The following is a 16571-nucleotide window of genomic DNA, read 5'->3' on the forward strand; positions in this document are numbered from 1 at the left end:
GGTTCATCGCACGCGAGCCCAGTGGACCAGCCCTTCAGCGTTGGAGAACGCTCCGTACTTCCAAGCGTTGGTGACGAGTTCATGCAGAATCAGGCTCATCGGCATAATCTGCCGTGGGTTGAGACGCACTGCCGGTCCGGGGGTTAGGGGCCTGCACTTGAGGCTGGGGCCGTGGCAATTGACCAAACTCGACACCTGCGGTGTCCCAGCCACCACAGAGCTATGCGGGATTTTGGGTGACGAGGCGATCAGGCGGCGTGGTTTTCCGGCACTTGGATGACCTCGATGCCGTTTTCGAATCTGACACCTGCGATGACCTTCGGCAACTGATTTGTGCCTTTCAGCCGCCGCCAGGTCTTTGATGCGGCGCAGAGCAGCTTGAACACCATCAACTTGGCAGTCGTTGACGATAACGAACCTTTCGTGCGCACCGTTCTGTGCCGGACCGTCGCGAACACGCTTTCGATGGGATTCGTCGTCCGCAAGTGGTCCCAATGCTCGGCGGGGAATTCGTAGAACGCAAGCATTGCGTCGCGATCTTTCGTCAGGCACTCGACCGCCTTGTCGTACTTCGCTCCGTATTTCTCGGCAAAGACATCGATCGCCACTTCGGCCGAAGCTCGGTTGGACGCCAAATAGACCTCGCGCAGATCCTTCTTCATGCTGGCCTGTACCGACACTGCGACTTTGTTCAAGATATTCGCGGTTTTGTGCACCCAGCACCGCTGATGTCGCGTGGCGGGAAAGACCTCGTCGAGCGCCTTCCAGAAGCCGAGCGCGCCGTCACCGACGGCGATTTCCGGGGCGATCTTCAGCCCACGGGTTTTCGCCTCGACGAGCAGTTCGTGCCAGCTCTGCGTGCTCTCGCGCACGCCGACCTGGAAGCCGATGAGTTCCTTCTTGCCTTCCGGCGTCGCGCCGATCAGCACCAGCATGCATTCGCTGTGGTCTTCCATGCGAGCCTGCAGGAAGACGCCGTCCGCCCACACGTATACGTACCGGCGCGCCGACAGATCGCGCTTCTGCCAACGCTCGTACTCGAGCTGCCACTCCGTCGTCAGTCTGGAAACCACCGCTGGAGAAAGATTCGGCGCATCCTTGCCCAAGAGCGCCGCCAGCGCCTCCTGGAAGTCGCCCGTCGAGATGCCTCGCAGGTACAGAACCGGCAAAAGTGCATCCAAGCTCTTCGTGCGCCGTGCCCACAACGGCAGGATCGCCGAGGTGAAGCGGATCCGCTCGCCATCGCTGGTCACCGCGCGATCGCGAATCTTTACCCGGGCGACTTCGACGGCGCCGATCCCCGTCTGGATCGTCCGCACTGGACCATGGCCGTGCCGCACGAGGCGGTCGCGGCCATCGGGAAGCTTCAAGCCCTTCATCGCGGCGAGAAACGCCTCGGCTTCCATCTCGACAGCCTGCGCAAGCAGCTGCCGAGCACCAGATCGCAAAATATTCGTCAGTGGATCGTCGATCTCATCGGGCTGACGCAGTGGGACAATGTTGCTATGCTCGTTCATGGCGTATCGCTCTCCTTGAGGTTCTGGCAGGCTCGACACCCGCCTCGATACGCCGCCTATCTCATTCCGTCATCACCCAGTTTCCCGCATAGCTCGCCACCACATGCGCAGCACAGAAGGATAACGATGCGCAATCCAACAGACATGCCAGGCGCGCGCCATCCCCCAGTTTTGTTGTCCAATAGACTACCGGGGAACGCCTTACGAGCGGCTTAGGGAAGACAGTTTGTGCGACGTCTACGAGGTGAGTGATCGATTAGTAGAGGGGCCCCCTGATCACTCCTCTGCACTTGATTGCTCTAATTGGGCGTTCATAAAGGAATTCGCTATGGTGACCAGATGCACAGCGGCGGTCCCTAGCTGCTCCATTTCTTTGTCAGCTATGTAGACTGCAGCAGCACGGCGGTAGGCAATGGCCACGGTTGCATAGGCATCGGTGATCAGTACGGCCGAGTGATCATGCTCATCCTTTGCCTGCCGAACACGCCCTTTGACAACCCTCATAGCCGCATCTGCACTCTGTTCAGCCAACTTCACATCTCGTAAGCTGGGATCGGTCACTCCGGGCTGACATCCTGCAGCTGCGCCAGCGACAACCTGGTAGTATTGGCGCTTTTAATTCTCATTGGATGTTAGGTAGCTCTGCAAAAGGCGGCGAGCCCTTGCCTGTAGGTATTTCCGATCCTCCCGGATCTTTTGGTGATCTGAGCTAAACCAACGAAGCATCGTTCACCTGTATGCCTTCAAGCTGGTGTGCAAATCGCAAAAACGTCCAAAGTTCCACGTGACGTTCAGGTCAATTCACCACGGACAGAAGAACTCCGCACTGCTTTATTCCGCTCCGAAGGTGGGCTGGTGGACTCGCCACATGCAGTGGTCCGTTTCCTTTTTGGTTGAGGGAATACGCAGGGCATCTAGCCGTCGAGGACATCGACGACAAGGTCATGCGTGAGTTCATCCCGGGGCGCCCAAGAGCTATGGCGGAATCTGGGTGATGACGGTGTGAGGAAGGCGGCGTATCGAGGCGGGTGACGAGCCTGCCAGAACCTCTCGAGGAGAGCGATACGCCATGACCGAGACTACCAATGTTCTTGCTTTCCGTCAGCCGTCCGCGGTTGATGATCCACTGACCGATATCGTTCGAGCCGGCGCGCGGGACCTGCTTGCCAGGGCGATCGAGATCGAGGTTGGCGCGTTTCTGGCCAGCACGGCCAATCTGACGCTGCCCGACGGTCGAGCGCGCCTGGTCCGACATGGGCACGGTCCGGTGCGCGAGATTGCGACCGGCATCGGTCCGGTGGAGGTCGCTCGTCCCAAGGTCCGCGACCGCGGAGCGAGCGGGCCAGGCGACCGCCTCCGCTTCAGTTCGGCAATCCTGCCGCTATGGGCGCGGCGGACGAAGAGCCTGGATGCCTTGATCCCGGTCCTCTATTTGCGCGGCATCTCGACCGGCGACTTCCAGGAGGCGCTCTCGGCGCTGCTCGGCAAGGATGCGCCGAACCTGTCGCCTTCGGTGATCGCCGGCCTGAAGGCCGATTGGCAGGTCGAGTACGAACGCTGGCAGAGACGCGATCTGTCGGCGCGTCGCTATGTCTACATCTGGGCCGATGGCGTGTACCTGCAGGCCCGCATGGAAGATCACAGCGAATGCATGCTGGTGCTGATTGGCACCACGCCGGAAGGCAAGAAGGAGCTGATCGGCTTCCAGGTCGGCGTGCGCGAGAGCGCGCAGAGCTGGCGCGAACTCCTGATCGACCTGCGGCAACGCGGGTTACGGATTGCCCCGCAACTCGCCATCGGCGACGGCGCCCTCGGCTTCTGGAAGGCACTGGACGAGGCCTTTCCCGGCACGCGGCACCAACGATGCTGGTGCCATAAAGTGAGCAACGTACTCGACAAGGTCGCCAAATCCGTGCAGGGCCTCATGAAGAACGACCTGCGGAACATCTATCTGGCCCCACACCGGGCCGAAGCTGAAACCGCGATCGACGTCTTCGTCGAGAAATACCACGTCAAATACGGACGTGCGGTGGAGTGCCTGATCAAGGATCGCCATGCGCTGCTCGCCTTCTTCGACTTCCCTGCTGAGCACTGGATCCACCTACGCAGCTCGAACCCGATCGAGAGCGTCTTCGCCACGGTGCGCCACCGAACGGTGCGGACCAAGGGATCGCTGTCGCAACAAACCGCGAAGCTGATGGTGTTCAAGCTCATCGACGCCGCATCGAAGACCTGGCGGCGATTGAAGAGCACGAACCAGTTGCCGAAAGTCATCGCCGGTGTAAAGTTCATCGACGGAATCGAAGTCATTCCGAACACTGAAAGCCACGCCGCCTGATCAGGCCGCGTCACCCAAAATCAGCCATAGCTCGGCGCCCAATCAATTCAGCTTATAAGAAAAGGAATATGAGTACCTCGTTCGATCGCCCAGCTTATCCGAACCGACGCTTAGAAAACTTCCGGATATTATATCATGAGGAATGAAAGCTGAACGCTCTCTTCCTACAGTCGGTTCGAAAAGGATGTTTGTAGACGTTCCACCAGGCCTATCGATAACCTCAAAGGCGAATGGCTTTGAGGCATAAACTCTTTTCACCGGCGGCGGAACGCGCGGCCGCGGCGCCGCGATGAACCTCGCTCATGCTGAAAACTCATGCTGAAATTTTAGCCCGGACTTACCTCTGGCCAGCTGAGGCTAAAGCGCCGAAGCAGATGATCGGGGGCCGTCTTCTGGTACGATTGCCTGCCAAATATCATTCACCACCTTCTGATGACCCTGTTTCGCTACCATCAACAAGATACGATTTCGAACCGTAGGCCGTCGCCCATCTTCTTTTGCTTTTTCGACGGCTTGCCTAGGAAGAAATGTGCATATGCGATCCGGCTTGCGTTCTTGGGACAAATGGATCAAGTGGACTGAGACGCATCGCACGCGCGAAGCGCTCGATCGTCGCATCCGGCTCGCAGAGCCAGACTTTTCCCCAGCCGCCGAAAGACCAAGGCCCAGGGTCCCATGACTTCGATCTTCAATCGTTGGCTTATGCTTTCGCTCTACGTCTCGACCGGATCGATACTGGTTTTCGCTCACGGATTTGCCGGCGCCGGATCTTTATTTACAGCGGCCTTTATGGCCGGATCGACGTTGGCGCTGTTCTTGTCCAGCCGCCGGGCGAACTTCACTATCGATCTCTGCGATCTTCTGTTCGGGATGTTCATCTGCTGCATCGCGATCTCTTTTGCTGTCAACGAGATCCGTAGTGATCCTAAAGAAATTGCTCTCTTGGCACTTTCGTTGGTTGCTTATCCGTCCGCCCGGTTTTTCGCTGGAAGCAAAGCGATCGCGCCAAGCTTTGTGCTCTGCACAGCGGTAGTCGCGATTATCGGCGCTGTTCTGACCATCCCAGCCCTCCCGGAACAGTGGAGCGACAGCTATGGCAGGCCTCATCCTGTTGTATTCGGAGAGTTTGGAGCGGCTACGCTTCAATTCACTTTGAGTCTGGGCTTTCTGATGATTGCATTGGTCTGTATGAAACTTACAACCCGGCAGGCTATCGCAGCACGAATTCTAGTCGTCATGCTGACAATGGTTTTTGCGGCCTCCTTTGTGAGATTTTCGTTCGTGGCGATCGGAGCCGCCCTCACATTTGCTTTATTATCTAGCCCGGCCCATGGCAGGAGATACGCAGCTACAATGATTTGCCTCATGATCGTTGGCGTCATCATAGGGAACGTTGCTCGTATAGAATTGGCCGCTAGATTTTCGAGCTATGTTCCAGCTGCTGTGCCCGCTCAGGTCGTCGCCCTCACGCCGATCGCCATCCGTGCCGATGAAGGCGTAGAAGGCCAGGCGAAATCAGGCGAAAACGGCACCAACAGACGCACATCGTGCCCTATCATAGATCTGCAAGATTCGATCGCTATTCGGAAACAGCTGTATTTAGATGCCTTCGCCATTCTCCCCAGCGCCGGACCGTTCGGCATAGGCATGGATCACTTCATGGGTAAGTCCTGCATAAAGGACAGCCAGATTCATAATACGATCTTGCAGGCAGCGGTTGAGCTAGGCTGGATCGCAGCAGCGATTCTGGTGGCGCTTCTTATTTTCGCAGGCTTTTCGCTATGGCGGTTGGCTCATTGCACCGCTGAAGCGCGGTTCGCACTGTGTGCACTAGTATTCGTGGTCACACTCGCGATGGCACATGGTCGGATTAGCCATGATTCCCTTGTTTTCTTATTCCTGGGCTATGCGGCGGGGGTGAGAGTGCTGTTCGTGCAATCTGGCAAGGCCCCCGGTACATGATCCCATTCGCTAGATAAACTTGTCCAGCAGCTCGCCCTTTGCGCGCCAACCAGACGACCTCCCTCTACGCTCGGCTGCGCAAAAATCCCTGCCAAGTGTTGCAATTTTACACCGGTGTAGCGTGGACAGAATACAAGCGGCGTGACATACACAGTTTCAATTCAGGGTTTCATAATAACGAACCATAATGCACAGGTCACCGAGTCAATTCTTACGGATGCTATCCCGTGGCAGTACTGCGGTGCACGATCTAGCCCGTCCTATTCGTGAGAGTGCGGCTTTTGGGCCCGATTGATGCGGCCGCACATCTTGTCTGACGAGGCGCACAGGATTGCCTTCGGCTTTTCGCCGCCTGACGACCGGTACTTTGCAACGCGCTTGAGGGATGGGTTGGGCGAACGGGGGCGGACGCCCCGCCGGTCAAGGACCGAGCGGCAGCAGCGCGCCGGGCAAGCCGCAGATCAGGTCGGCTTCGGGACATGCCGCGGCAAACGCAAGGCGAATGCGGCTCGTGGTCTCGACGACACGGGCGGCGATTTTCAAGAGCCGAAGACGCAGCGTCGCGAACTCGGCAGCGGCCAATTCCCGGGCTTTGGGAATGGCGTCGCGCACGGTCAGCATCAGCCAATAAGCGGCCGTATGGAGCACGAGACGGACCTGGTTGGCGAGCGCCGAACGGCAGCTGGTGCGATCGGAGGCGAGCTGCGTCTTATGCAGCTTGATCAGATTCTCGGCTTGGCCGCGCGCGCAATACAGGCTGTCGTAGATCCACTCGGCCGAGCCGACATCGAGGCTGGTGACGACGAAGCGGATGTCGAGGCCGAGCATCGTCGCCTCAATACGGGCGACAGTGCGCCGTTCGCGATCCCAGGACTTTGCCTTGTGGCGCGTCTCGGTATAGCCACGCAGAACCGGCAGGTTCTCGATGGCGCGTCGCGTGCGGATGTCGTCGGCGACCTCGTCGACTTTTCTGGCGAGAGGCTTGGTGCCGGACAGACCGAAGATGTAGTCGATGCCGTTGGTCTCGCACCACGCCATGGCCTCCGGCCGGGCATAGTGCCCGTCGCCACGGAACGTAATTTGCGTGTTGTGCCATCGCGTCCGGATATGCCGTACCAGGCGGCGCAGATGGGCACGCACCTCGACGCCGCCCGGCGTCTTGCCGGGCCGCAGCACGACGGCCACGGGCCGGCTCTTCTCCGTGTCGTAGACGTGGATCGGCAGAAAGCAGCGTTCATCATAATGAGCGTTGAACAGCGAGAGCTGCTGATGGCCGTGGACGACGTCGCAGGTATCATCGATGTCGAGCGTGACGGATGCCGGCTCGTGGGGGTAGCTATCCATCCATGCGTCGACCAAAATGTAGGTCAGTCGGATCACGTCGCGCAGGCGCGGAGCATTCTCCAGCCGCGACAGCGTCGGCTGGGAACACAAATCCCGGCCCGTGTCCGGCAGCCGTCCGCAGGCCAGTTTGAATGCCGGATCGGACCTCAGATGATCGAGGTCGTCGGCGTCCTCGTAGCCGCAGCAGATCGCGAACATGCGAGCGCGGAGCATATCGACCAGGCTGTGCACGACCCGCGTCGGATCGCGCCGATCCGGGAACACCCGGGCCAGATTGTTGGCCAAACCGAGACGCCGCTCGGCCATCGCCAGAAGCATCACGCCCCCGTTCGAGGTTAGGCGCCCACCATCGAAGGCAGCTGTGACTTTCTTGGCGTGAACGGCTGGAAACGAGAAGGGCGGAATCGTATCGTCGGTCATGGCGGGCGTGGCGTTCGCGGTTGGAGGTGATGGGGTTGGCTTCGCAACCGAATCCTACGCCGCATCAGCGCTTTACCCCTCAGGCGCACTCTTACGAATAAGACGGGTTAAGTTGAAGAAAGATTGAGTGACTCCCGATCATTTCTGTGCCGAAACGTGGAGTCGCGGTCGTGCCGCGTCCAAAGAAACCGGCGCGAGCGGCCTATTAGACGCGGTAGGTGATCAGCCTCCGAAACGAGACTATCAAGCATGAAGAGATCGAGCGCGAGGCAGAGGTTTTATTTGTGTTGAATTCTTGCTTCTCGATAGTGGTCTGAAATCGTATCATCGGTCATGGCGGGCGTGGCGTTCGCGGTTGAAGGTGATGGGGTGGCTTCGCAACCGAATCCTACGCCGCATCAGCGCTTTACACCACGCTCGCCAGCCTCTCAGGCGCCCTCTCGCGAATAAGACGGGCTAGGCACCGTCAAGACCAAGATCGTTCCGGCCGAACGCACTTCAGACAAGGCCCCGGACTACCGCATCTTCGCGGGCGCGAACATCGAGTTCGGCGCCATGTGGAAGAAGAAGTCCCAGGACACGGGCCGCGAGTACTACTCGGTCAAGCTGGACGACCCGAGCTTCCCGGCTCCGATCTACGCGACGCTGGTCGAGGTCGACGGCGAGGAAGGCCACTCGCTCATCTGGTCTCGCCCGAGTCGCGACTAAGACGCCGCGCAGGTGGCCCCGCCGCGAGGCGGGGCCTTCACCCGTAGGCGGTGAGAAACGATTTTGAACGCGCGCGTAAAGTCGACAAGCGCTGCCTCATCGTGCCGCCTATCCCTTCATGGATAGCTGATGGGGAGGCCGGAAGGGCCTCGTCGGCAGTCACACCGCATCACCTGCGGCGCGTGGCGACGGCCCACCTACGCTCATCCAAATAGCCGGGCCAGCGCATTCGATTGCTCGGCGAATTTTCGGGCATTGGCCTTCCGAAGCCGTTCCAAATTTTGGAGCTTCCATCGCAGGCCGGGAAGCTGCTCCAAGTGCGGCACGCCCAGTAGCGACCATTCGGGCTCTGCGGCAACCAGCGACAGCAGGAAGCGGCGCTCGTCGGCGTTCAGACCTTGCTGCAGTTCGCGCATCATTCGCTCGCGCGCTGCCAAGAGCGCGTCGAGTTCAACGGGCTCGGTGGTCATGCCCGCGAAATTGTGTTCGAACTCCTGGCGGAGATCCCGCAGCGATGGAAACAGAACCTCGTGCACCGGCCGGTTATGGCTCGCGAGATAGACGACGAAAGCGCGGCGAATGCCCGCCGTGATTCCCTCGTGCACAAAAAGCTGCGTGACATCGAACAGATCGCGGGGATGCTGCCGGTCCATCGCCGCAACCAGTTTGCCGCCATATACGTCTTCGAACGATAGCGGTACGACGACCCCACCTCGTTTAGGTGGACGGGATGAGCGAGACTCGCGCGTGGATTTGACAACGCGAGGGACGCTCGTTCCATGCATCAAGACAGACATCAAGACGGGCATGATGCCGCCTCCTATCAGCGGATCGAGGTGATCACAGGGGAGAGGCGACGGCGCAGTTGGAGCGATGCGGAGAAGGCGCGGATCGTGGCCGAGAGTGCCGATCCGGAGACGAGCATTTCCGAGGTGGCTCGACGCAACGGGGTGAACCGGGGACTGCTCAGTGTGTGGCGGCGCCAGGCGCGGCTCGCGTCGAGCGAAGCGCCGCAGTTCGTGCAAGTCAGGCTCGAGGCCGCCGTCGAGGCGCAGCCGAACGCGATCGATAAGGCGCATGTTCTGACGGATCCGGCCGAGCGGATCGAGGTGATGATCGCGGGCGCGACGGTGCGCGTGCCCGTCGGCGTCGACGCCGCGACGCTGGAGCGCGTGCTGGCGGCGGTGAGATCGACGCGATGATCTCTTTCGGTCCAATGGTCCGTGTGTTCGTCGCGACGCAGCCGATTGACTTTCGTAAAGGCGTTCATGGCCTTGTCGCGCTGGTAGCGGAGGGATTAGGCGGCAAGCCCTACAGCGGTGACGTTTATGTCTTCCGATCGAAGCGATCGGATCGTTTGAAGCTACTGGTTTTTGACGGCTCGGGAATGGTTCTAGCGACGAAGTGGCTGGAGAATGGGGGCTTTGCCTGGCCACCTGTTCGCGAGGGTACGATGCCGGTGACGGGGGCGCAACTGGCGATGCTGATTGAAGGTCTTGCGGAGTGGTCGCGTGTGGTCCCGAAGGTGACGAAGCGGCCGACGAAGGTTGCCTGAAGCGTCTTGTTTTGCTGGCGATTGCGAGTGCGTTCGTGTAGCTCTGCGATATGGCGCTTCGCCCCGAAGATCTCCCCTCTGACCCTGCGGCTCTTGCCGAGATGGTGCTGGCTTTCGAAGGCGAGAACGATGATCTGCGCGCAGAGATCGCCACGTTGAAGAGCCTGATCTTCGGCGCACGATCGGAGCGCGCGGCGATCGTCTGCGCCGAACAGATCGCGTTTGATCTGGAACGGACCGCCGGCTCACAGCTCCCGGCCAATGACGACAAACCGGACGCGCCGCGGCCGGAGCGGCGCAAAGCGAAGCGCAACATCGGCGCGCTGCCGGCGCATCTGCCTCGGGTCGAGCGGGTGATCGAGCCGGCGTCCACGCTGTGCCCGTGCTGCACGGGTCAGATGCATCGGATCGGCGAGGAGAGCAGCGAAGCGCTCGATCGGGTTCCCGCGTGGCTGCGTGTGCTCCGCACGATCCGTCCAAAATACGCCTGCCGCTCCTGTGAGGGCCCGATTGTCCAGGCCCCGGCACCGGCGCGGCTCGTCGAGGGCGGCATGGCAACGACGGCGCTGATCGCGCATATCGCCGCGGCCAAATATGCCTGGCAATCGACGCTCTATCGCCAGACGCAGATCCTGGCGGGTCAGGGTGTCGTCGTCGACCGTCAGACGCTGGCGCGCTGGATGGGGAGCGCGGCGTGGCTGGTCAGGGGCCTCTACGATCTGCAACTGAAGACTATGCACGGCTTCGAGCGGCTGTTCTGCGACGAGACGCCGATGCCAGTGCTCGATCCGGGACGCGGCCGCACGAGGATCTGCCAGTTCTGGGCGCACGCGACGGACGATCGGGCGTGGAAGGGGCCGGCGCCGCCGGCGGTCGCCTACGTGTTCGCAGGTGGTCGCGGCAAAAAGGAGATCGTGGCGCAGTTAGCCGGCTTCGAAGGCGTGCTGCAAGTCGACGGCTATGCCGCCTACGCCTCGCTGGCGGGCGATGCGATGATGTCGGGCCAGATCCAGCTGGCGTATTGTCTCGTTCACGCGCGCCGCAACTTCGTGAGGGTGCACAAGACGACGAACTCACCCTTCGCCGCGGAGGTCATCGAGCGCATTGCGGCCGTCTACGCGATCGAGGAGAGGATCCGCGGTCTCGATGCTGGGGAACGCCGCGCGACGCGACAGGCCGAGACGAAGCCGCTGATGGAGGCGTTGAGGGCCCGTCTGATCGCGGTGAAGGACGGGATCTCCCGCCGCTCGACGCTCATCAAGGCGATCGACTACATGCTCGAACGCTGGCAGGGCCTGACGACGTTCCTGGATGACGGGCGGCTCGAGCCGGACACCAACACGGTCGAACGATCGATCAGGCCAATTGCGATCGGAAAAAAGAACTCGTTGTTCAGTGGTGACGAAGGCGGGGGCGAGACCTGGGCGATACTCGCTTCGCTTCTTAACACAGCGAAATTGAATGGCCTCGACCCCGAGGCGTATCTCGTCGACGTTCTCGATCGCATGGTGAGCGGCGCCACGAAGACCAACCAGCTTCACGAACTTCTGGCCTGGAACTGGAAGGCCGCACGCGAAGCCGAAAAGCGGGCCGTGGCATGACGAAGCCGAAGCAAGGGCGGGGAACGCGAAAAGCACGCAAGACGACGATGGCGGACTATGCCATGTCGTTCGAACGGCTCGGGCAATGGATCAGCAAGCGCGCCAGGTCGCCGACGCTTCGGCATCCGCGGGCGACGTCGCTCTCCATGCTCGATGGCGCGGTGGCCGCGGTCGTCGCCGGGCCGGTCTCGATGGCGTCCGAGGAATGGGTGTGCCCGCTCCTCGGCGTAGATCCCGACGCCTTCAATCACGACACCGAGGAGTTCTCGGCAATCGCCGCCACGCTGATGCGCCACAACGCTATCAGCGAGACGCTGTCGACGAGACCGGAGAGCTTCGAGCCGCTGTTCGTGCGATCACCGGACGGCGAAGTCGACCCGCAGCCCTGGTGCATGGGCTTCTACGCCGTCATGAAGCTTCGGCTTCTCGTCTGGTCGCGGCTTCTCCCCCCGAATGGAACCGAACACCTTATGCTGCGGCCGATCTTGGTCCATTGCATCGACGACGCCGGTCGACCCTTGCTACCCCCGGCCCGGCGCACGCTGGGAACGCAGCCCATCATCCAAAACGCCTGGCGCAACATTCCAGCAACCGTCGAGGCCCTCCGGCAGTTCTGGATGCCTATACGCTTCAAGCGCGGTGCGTAGGCCGTCCGCACCAAGTCCGTGGCTCCGTGGGCCTCTCGTACCGTTTACCTTCGAACGACACCACCGGGATTTCGAGATCCGCCTGCAGCGTGTCGCGCGCGGCCTCTGTCAGCGACGCCATGTGCACCGGATGGACGGTGCCGCGCATGACGAAGTTGACCTCGATCTTGACCTCAATGCCCCCTCGCCGCACCATCAGCTTTGTCTCGCCGGATTCCGTCGCGGCCGGCGCATGGGTCAGAAAGCCCTGCTTCTGCAGGCGCGCGGCCGACTGACGGATGGCCTCGTTGATGCGCCGCAGAGCCTGCTCGCGCGGCAGTGTGTGGTCGGGAAACACCAGATCGAGATCGACCGAGAGCCGCGGCATGTCGCGCACGAACAGGTTGATCGCCGTGCCGCCCTTGAGTGCGAACGTATCGTCGACGAGCACCAGCGGCGCCACGCGCGTCAGCAACCGCGCGCTGTCGAGGTAGACCTGGTTCATGGCTTCAGCACCAGGAGCCCATCAGCGGAGCGGGACACCCAGGCCCGGTCGCTGCCCTTGGGCAGTTGAGACGGATCGAGCTTGCTGGCCCAGGGCTGAGAGAGTTCGCGGCCAAGCTGCAGGCACAGGCGCACGGTCTTGACGCTGGTGCAGCGCTTGAGCAGGTCTCGCAGCAGATCGGCACGCAGGCTGTAAGTGCTTTCGACCAGCTCGCGCGCTTCTTGCAGCGGCTGCCGGACGCCGACTTCGCTCAGCACCTCCAGCAATGCGCGTTCCGGCGCCGAGACGAGCGGGCCGCCCTTGCGGCTCTCGAAGGGCCGGACATGAAGCAGCGCGCCGGGTTCTTCCTTGAAGAGTCGCTTGCGGTGGTACTCGGCCGGGAAGCGCTGGGTGAACCACTCCGGAAGGCGTCCGGCTTTCCAGCCGTATAGATGGAGGACGGGCCGCTGGGGGATGTACTGGCGGATGCCGTGCCAGTCGAAGGCCGACTTGCCGCCGACATGCAATCCTTCGAAGCTCCGCTGCAGCAGGACGAGGCTCGGGTGCAAAGTGGGCGGATCGTTTGGCTGGCAATAGACGCCGCGTGCCAACCGTTGCAACCAGCCGGCACGGACATAGTGGACGGCAAGGTCAGCCGATATCCCGAGGGCGGTGAGGTCACCGGAGGTCAGCGGCGCCCCCGGCGCCAAGCGGGTGTACAGCCTTCTTAGCTTGTTTCTTTGGGTCGTAGCCATACTACGATAGTAAGAATAATATCAAAGTTCTGCAAGCTTGAATTGGGAGTCGAAGTCGCAGTCAGGCTACGATAACCCGGATTAAGCTAACCCTAGATCGGCCAAGAACTCGTCAGCTGCGGTTGCGCTGTGCTCGGTGATACCCGCTAGGCACCACGTGGTGCGCAATTCGGGTCTACTCACCGGTGCACGAACGCGCCTACTCTCCGCTGACAAGAAACCTTGCCGGCGAATACACCCCATGCAGAAGTCAGCGGCCGATCTTGATGTCGCCGATGCCGCGCCGACCGCGCCGATTCTGACCGACTATGACGAGCAGCACCTGGTCACCTATCTCCGTCTGCTCGATGCCGCAGCCGATGGCTCCGACTGGAAAGAGGTCGCGCGGACCGTGCTGCATATTGACGTCGCGCGCGAGCCGGATCGGGCGCGCCGGGCGTGGGAAACCCATCTCGCCCGTGCCCGCTGGATCACCGAGCATGGCTACCGGGATCTGCTGCGGGGCGGGGCACCGCACTGAGGGCGCCTACAGAATCCCCCAAGCCCGATATCGTCCCCTGCCGGTCACCTCCCGCAGGTCAAGCTCGCCGACCAGGTCCTGAGCGGCGCGCGGCGTGATCTTAAGCTCCTTCGCGATCATACCGGCCGAGGCGATCGGCCGGGTCAGCATATAGTCGAGCAGCGCCGGCAGTTTTGACGTGGCGCGACGGCCGGCGAGTTTTCGGGCGAGCAGGGTTCGCTGGTTAAGCCAGCGGTCGTGGTCCTTGAGACCGGCCGCCGCGGCAGCGGTGATGGCCTCGAGTTGCACGGCGAGTCGCGCCGCCGCGTCGCGCGGCCGCCGGCGTTCGCGGGGGATGGCCTTCAACCCGTCATGCAGGCAGGGCAGATGCCAGCGGGTCTTGGCCCGCGCGCGCAACACGCTGGCTGCCAGCAGCCGGCCGAGCCAGGGCGTGTGCTGCAGCGGGGCGATGGCGTCCCAAGCCTCAGTCGCAAGCGCGGCCGCGAGCGTCGGCGGCAATATGCGGGTCTGCTCGACCACGGCGCGCCAGTCGTCGAGACGCGCGTCCTCGTCCCAGTCGGGGTCGTAGACCACCGGGTCCCGCTCGGACTGGGTGCGACTCCCGCCGGCGAGTGTCCGCTCCGCCTTGGCATTCGCGGCGTCGACCGCGGCGAAGGCGGCGGCTAGGTGCGGGTCGGACTCGATGCCGCCAAGCGACGTGTCGAGATCAGCGTCTCCGCTATCGTAGCCGCCGACGAAGCTTCGCTCCCCTTCCTTTCGGATGCCCCTGCCCTCCTCCCACTCGCCCTGCCCGGTGCGGCCGCGCAGGCTGTCGAGCCCCGCCGGCGATGGCGCCCAATCCGGCTTCGCGTCGGCGATGCGGCGCCGGGTCCGTAGCACGGCGTGGGCGCGGGTGAGTTCGTGGGTCGGGGCGCGGATGTCCATGCCGGCGTCGTGGAGAACCAGATCTTCGAGATGGACCAATTCGCCTTCCAGCCACAGACTGGCGCAGGCGTCAGTATAATGTGTGCGCGCAATCCAGCCGTCGCGGATCGGGCTCTTGGCCAGGCGTTCGTCGAGCCGGGCAAGCGCGTCCTCGGCGATGGCGAGTGGGCCGGCTAGCTGAGCCCAAGGCAGTGGATCGGGAATTGAGTAACCGTTTTGCAAGGTCTTGATAACCCTAACAAGAATCGTTCAAACGGAAGCTATCACGGGAATAACTTCGGTCATAGCGACAGGCTGGTTCCCCGTGGCGCTCGCTGTCAATAATCACTGCTTATCGATTGAGCAGGCCGTTAAAGCGCATCAGCGATCCGAGGGCCGCTGCCCGGTAAACTCCCTGCCCTGGTCCGGACAAGCCCCCTTCTTTCCGCGCGCCGCGGCCGCCCCAGCCGGGTCGCTTAGGCGGCTTCGATATCGGTTTGCGGAAAGTCACCGCCCTTGAACATCAAGGGCTGCCCCAGATGCCGGGCGCAAGCGTAGGCAAAACAGTCCCCGAAATTGAGGCTCGCCGGATGCCGGCCCTTGCCGAATCGGTCGAAGGCGTCGAGAGCGAGCCTTGCCGTTTCAGCCGGCACCGCGACAACGGCGATCTCCATCAGCGCCAAATACTCTTCGATCGCTTCGGCGGCGGCGCTGACCGAAAGATCCAGCACGCGCGCGACCGCGACCGCCGCCTCCCATACCGCCAACGGTGACGTCAGACGCGTTCCGGTCTGCTGCAGGCGAGCCAAAAGCTCTCGTGCCTCCTCCTCGTCGGTCAGGAGCGCGGTCAAAGCCGAAGCGTCGATGAACATCAGGTGTCCTCATACAAACTGTCGCGGAACGCCTTATCGGCGGGCTGTCCCTTGGCGGCGTCGCCCCTCGCGCGTAGATCCCGGCAGAACTGGACGCCAAGGTCGACCAAAGACGGCTTGCCCTGCTCGCGCTCGAGCTCATGGGCGAGCGCCACGTGCACTGCTTCGGTGAGGCCGAGTTTTTTTAGCGAGGCCACCTTGCGAGCGAGCGCGTCGGTCTCAGGGTTCTTGATGTGGAAGGCCATGGCGCGCTCCTCTAGACCGCATCGTGTATACCTGTATATCATCACGGATACACCAATGGGAAGGGCCGGCCTCGTCGTTTGCGCCCCGAAGACGTGCGGCCTTCGTGACGTGTGAGGGCAACTTTTATGGTTAGTTGTCTATGAACACCTGCCCTCTCCCTCTCCGGATGCTGCTTCCCTCAGGGCTGTCCTCGCAGATCATCTGGCCGTCGGGACAATAACGACCATCCCACCCTCGCCCGCTCCTTCCTCGCTTTGAATTCTGCGCGGCGCGGATCGATGTCGACTACCGATGGGATACCGATCGTGACTCGACTGGTGCGACGCGCCTTGGCGAATTGAAGCGACTGACGACCGCAGGTCCCAAATTATTGTCAGCTGACAACATCCATCCTTGGTAGGGCCCTGTTGTCAGCTGACAACAATCGCCCAGGGGGTCGCTGCTGTCTGCCATGATCCAACGGCGTCCATGGGGCAGATCGGCTTCGTTCGAGAGCCACGCAGCTCGATATCCGCGCCAGCACCCACCATCGAGAGATCGTATTCATTCGGCGGCCTTGCCGCCTCGCCAAAGGCGCACCCCCACGCCGGCGCCTTCGGTCAACCTCCCGTTAAACGGGCCTTCAACCGCGAGCTCGGCCTGGACCTCGCCCAAAGGTCCTGAATGCGTTCGCCTGCTTAGCCCCTCACGCGGTCCATTGTTGCCCCGGTCGAAACGAGT

The 16571-nt window shown here is 61.8% G+C and carries 14 protein-coding genes and 3 pseudogenes; 8 read left to right on the plus strand and 9 right to left on the minus strand.

Annotated elements, in window-relative coordinates; translation table 11 throughout:
- Positions 1–248: 248 nt before the first annotated feature.
- Together J4G43_RS52965 and J4G43_RS52970 are read right to left on the minus strand one after the other, a co-directional pair.
- Entirely contained in the window at positions 249–1517 is a 1269-nt protein-coding gene (locus J4G43_RS52965) for an IS256 family transposase (RefSeq protein WP_035716818.1), read from the minus strand.
- A gap of 276 nt (positions 1518–1793) precedes the next feature.
- On the minus strand, positions 1794–2078 hold the full coding sequence (locus tag J4G43_RS52970) for a hypothetical protein (RefSeq protein WP_166350332.1): 285 nt from the start codon (positions 2076–2078) through the stop codon (positions 1794–1796).
- 508 nt (positions 2079–2586) lie between these two features.
- Here J4G43_RS52970 and J4G43_RS52975 point away from each other — a divergent pair.
- Both J4G43_RS52975 and J4G43_RS52980 read left to right on the plus strand, forming a co-directional pair.
- Complete coding sequence (locus tag J4G43_RS52975; protein ID WP_038379337.1) at positions 2587–3855, plus strand: IS256 family transposase; 1269 nt, start codon at positions 2587–2589, stop codon at positions 3853–3855.
- 675 nt (positions 3856–4530) lie between these two features.
- Positions 4531–5817, plus strand: coding sequence for a hypothetical protein (locus J4G43_RS52980; RefSeq protein WP_208089757.1), 1287 nt, complete (start codon positions 4531–4533; stop codon positions 5815–5817).
- A gap of 420 nt (positions 5818–6237) precedes the next feature.
- Here the strand turns inward: J4G43_RS52980 and J4G43_RS52985 are convergent, their stop codons facing one another.
- Complete coding sequence (locus J4G43_RS52985; RefSeq protein WP_208084195.1) at positions 6238–7581, minus strand: IS1380-like element ISBdi2 family transposase; 1344 nt, start codon at positions 7579–7581, stop codon at positions 6238–6240.
- Between the two features lie 456 nt (positions 7582–8037).
- On the opposite strand from J4G43_RS52985, the pseudogene J4G43_RS52990 reads away from it, so the two are divergent.
- Positions 8038–8289: pseudogene (locus J4G43_RS52990) on the plus strand (DUF736 domain-containing protein); the annotation flags it as partial.
- A 203-nt stretch (positions 8290–8492) separates the two neighbouring features.
- On the opposite strand, the pseudogene J4G43_RS52995 reads toward J4G43_RS52990, so the two are convergent.
- A pseudogene (locus J4G43_RS52995) lies at positions 8493–8984 on the minus strand (nucleotidyl transferase AbiEii/AbiGii toxin family protein); the annotation flags it as partial.
- A gap of 84 nt (positions 8985–9068) precedes the next feature.
- Here J4G43_RS52995 and tnpA point away from each other — a divergent pair.
- Genes tnpA through J4G43_RS53015 form a run of 4 tightly spaced genes read left to right on the plus strand, consistent with a single transcriptional unit; the run spans position 9069 to position 12092 of the window.
- Positions 9069–9491, plus strand: coding sequence for an IS66-like element accessory protein TnpA (gene tnpA, locus J4G43_RS56390; RefSeq protein ID WP_018273743.1), 423 nt, complete (start codon positions 9069–9071; stop codon positions 9489–9491).
- The gene (tnpB, locus tag J4G43_RS53005) at positions 9488–9844 is read left to right on the plus strand and encodes an IS66 family insertion sequence element accessory protein TnpB (RefSeq protein ID WP_018273742.1); all 357 of its coding nucleotides are present in this window, start codon (positions 9488–9490) and stop codon (positions 9842–9844) included. The genes tnpA and tnpB overlap by 4 nt, the downstream gene beginning before the upstream one ends.
- A 50-nt stretch (positions 9845–9894) precedes the next feature.
- Positions 9895–11445, plus strand: a complete 1551-nt coding sequence (tnpC, locus tag J4G43_RS53010; protein ID WP_035681142.1) for an IS66 family transposase — start codon at positions 9895–9897, stop codon at positions 11443–11445.
- Positions 11442–12092, plus strand: a complete 651-nt coding sequence (locus J4G43_RS53015) for a UPF0149 family protein (protein ID WP_063712394.1) — start codon at positions 11442–11444, stop codon at positions 12090–12092. Before tnpC ends, J4G43_RS53015 begins: the two co-directional genes overlap by 4 nt.
- Before the next feature lie 49 nt (positions 12093–12141).
- On the opposite strand, the pseudogene J4G43_RS53020 reads toward J4G43_RS53015, so the two are convergent.
- Positions 12142–12576, minus strand: a pseudogene (locus J4G43_RS53020) (nucleotidyl transferase AbiEii/AbiGii toxin family protein); the annotation flags it as partial.
- Complete coding sequence (locus J4G43_RS53025) at positions 12573–13310, minus strand: type IV toxin-antitoxin system AbiEi family antitoxin domain-containing protein (RefSeq protein WP_208089758.1); 738 nt, start codon at positions 13308–13310, stop codon at positions 12573–12575. The pseudogene J4G43_RS53020 and the gene J4G43_RS53025, both read right to left, overlap by 4 nt.
- A gap of 241 nt (positions 13311–13551) precedes the next feature.
- Between J4G43_RS53025 and J4G43_RS53030 the strand changes: the two genes are divergently transcribed.
- On the plus strand, positions 13552–13830 hold the full coding sequence (locus J4G43_RS53030) for a DNA -binding domain-containing protein (RefSeq protein WP_162479013.1): 279 nt from the start codon (positions 13552–13554) through the stop codon (positions 13828–13830).
- A 6-nt stretch (positions 13831–13836) separates the two neighbouring features.
- Here J4G43_RS53030 and J4G43_RS53035 read toward each other — a convergent pair whose 3' ends face one another.
- The 3 genes from J4G43_RS53035 to J4G43_RS53045 all read right to left on the minus strand — a co-directional run bounded on the left by J4G43_RS53035 (position 13837) and on the right by J4G43_RS53045 (position 15850).
- A complete protein-coding gene (locus J4G43_RS53035) occupies positions 13837–14976 on the minus strand; it encodes an RHE_PE00001 family protein (protein WP_162479014.1) in 1140 nt (379 codons plus the stop codon).
- A 233-nt stretch (positions 14977–15209) separates the two neighbouring features.
- A complete protein-coding gene (locus tag J4G43_RS53040) occupies positions 15210–15605 on the minus strand; it encodes a type II toxin-antitoxin system VapC family toxin (RefSeq protein WP_009859458.1) in 396 nt (131 codons plus the stop codon).
- Complete coding sequence (locus J4G43_RS53045; protein WP_028152781.1) at positions 15605–15850, minus strand: type II toxin-antitoxin system VapB family antitoxin; 246 nt, start codon at positions 15848–15850, stop codon at positions 15605–15607. The genes J4G43_RS53040 and J4G43_RS53045 overlap by 1 nt, the downstream gene beginning before the upstream one ends.
- Positions 15851–16571: the final 721 nt, after the last annotated feature.

The organism is Bradyrhizobium barranii subsp. barranii, assembly GCF_017565645.3.
Taxonomy (GTDB): Bacteria; Pseudomonadota; Alphaproteobacteria; order Rhizobiales; family Xanthobacteraceae; genus Bradyrhizobium; species Bradyrhizobium barranii.

What these genes read in the sequence shown, in the direction of transcription:
- tnpA (WP_018273743.1), top strand. Translation starts at nt 9,069, where the DNA reads ATGCATCAAGACAGACATCAAGACGGGCATGATGCCGCCTCCTATCAG.
- J4G43_RS53030 (WP_162479013.1), top strand. Translation starts at nt 13,552, where the DNA reads ATGCAGAAGTCAGCGGCCGATCTTGATGTCGCCGATGCCGCGCCGACC.
- tnpC (WP_035681142.1), top strand. Translation starts at nt 9,895, where the DNA reads ATGGCGCTTCGCCCCGAAGATCTCCCCTCTGACCCTGCGGCTCTTGCC.
- J4G43_RS53045 (WP_028152781.1), bottom strand. Translation starts at nt 15,850, where the DNA reads ATGGCCTTCCACATCAAGAACCCTGAGACCGACGCGCTCGCTCGCAAG.
- J4G43_RS53040 (WP_009859458.1), bottom strand. Translation starts at nt 15,605, where the DNA reads ATGTTCATCGACGCTTCGGCTTTGACCGCGCTCCTGACCGACGAGGAG.
- J4G43_RS52975 (WP_038379337.1), top strand. Translation starts at nt 2,587, where the DNA reads ATGACCGAGACTACCAATGTTCTTGCTTTCCGTCAGCCGTCCGCGGTT.
- J4G43_RS52980 (WP_208089757.1), top strand. Translation starts at nt 4,531, where the DNA reads ATGACTTCGATCTTCAATCGTTGGCTTATGCTTTCGCTCTACGTCTCG.
- J4G43_RS53015 (WP_063712394.1), top strand. Translation starts at nt 11,442, where the DNA reads ATGACGAAGCCGAAGCAAGGGCGGGGAACGCGAAAAGCACGCAAGACG.
- tnpB (WP_018273742.1), top strand. Translation starts at nt 9,488, where the DNA reads ATGATCTCTTTCGGTCCAATGGTCCGTGTGTTCGTCGCGACGCAGCCG.
- J4G43_RS52985 (WP_208084195.1), bottom strand. Translation starts at nt 7,581, where the DNA reads ATGACCGACGATACGATTCCGCCCTTCTCGTTTCCAGCCGTTCACGCC.
- J4G43_RS52965 (WP_035716818.1), bottom strand. Translation starts at nt 1,517, where the DNA reads ATGAACGAGCATAGCAACATTGTCCCACTGCGTCAGCCCGATGAGATC.
- J4G43_RS53025 (WP_208089758.1), bottom strand. Translation starts at nt 13,310, where the DNA reads ATGGCTACGACCCAAAGAAACAAGCTAAGAAGGCTGTACACCCGCTTG.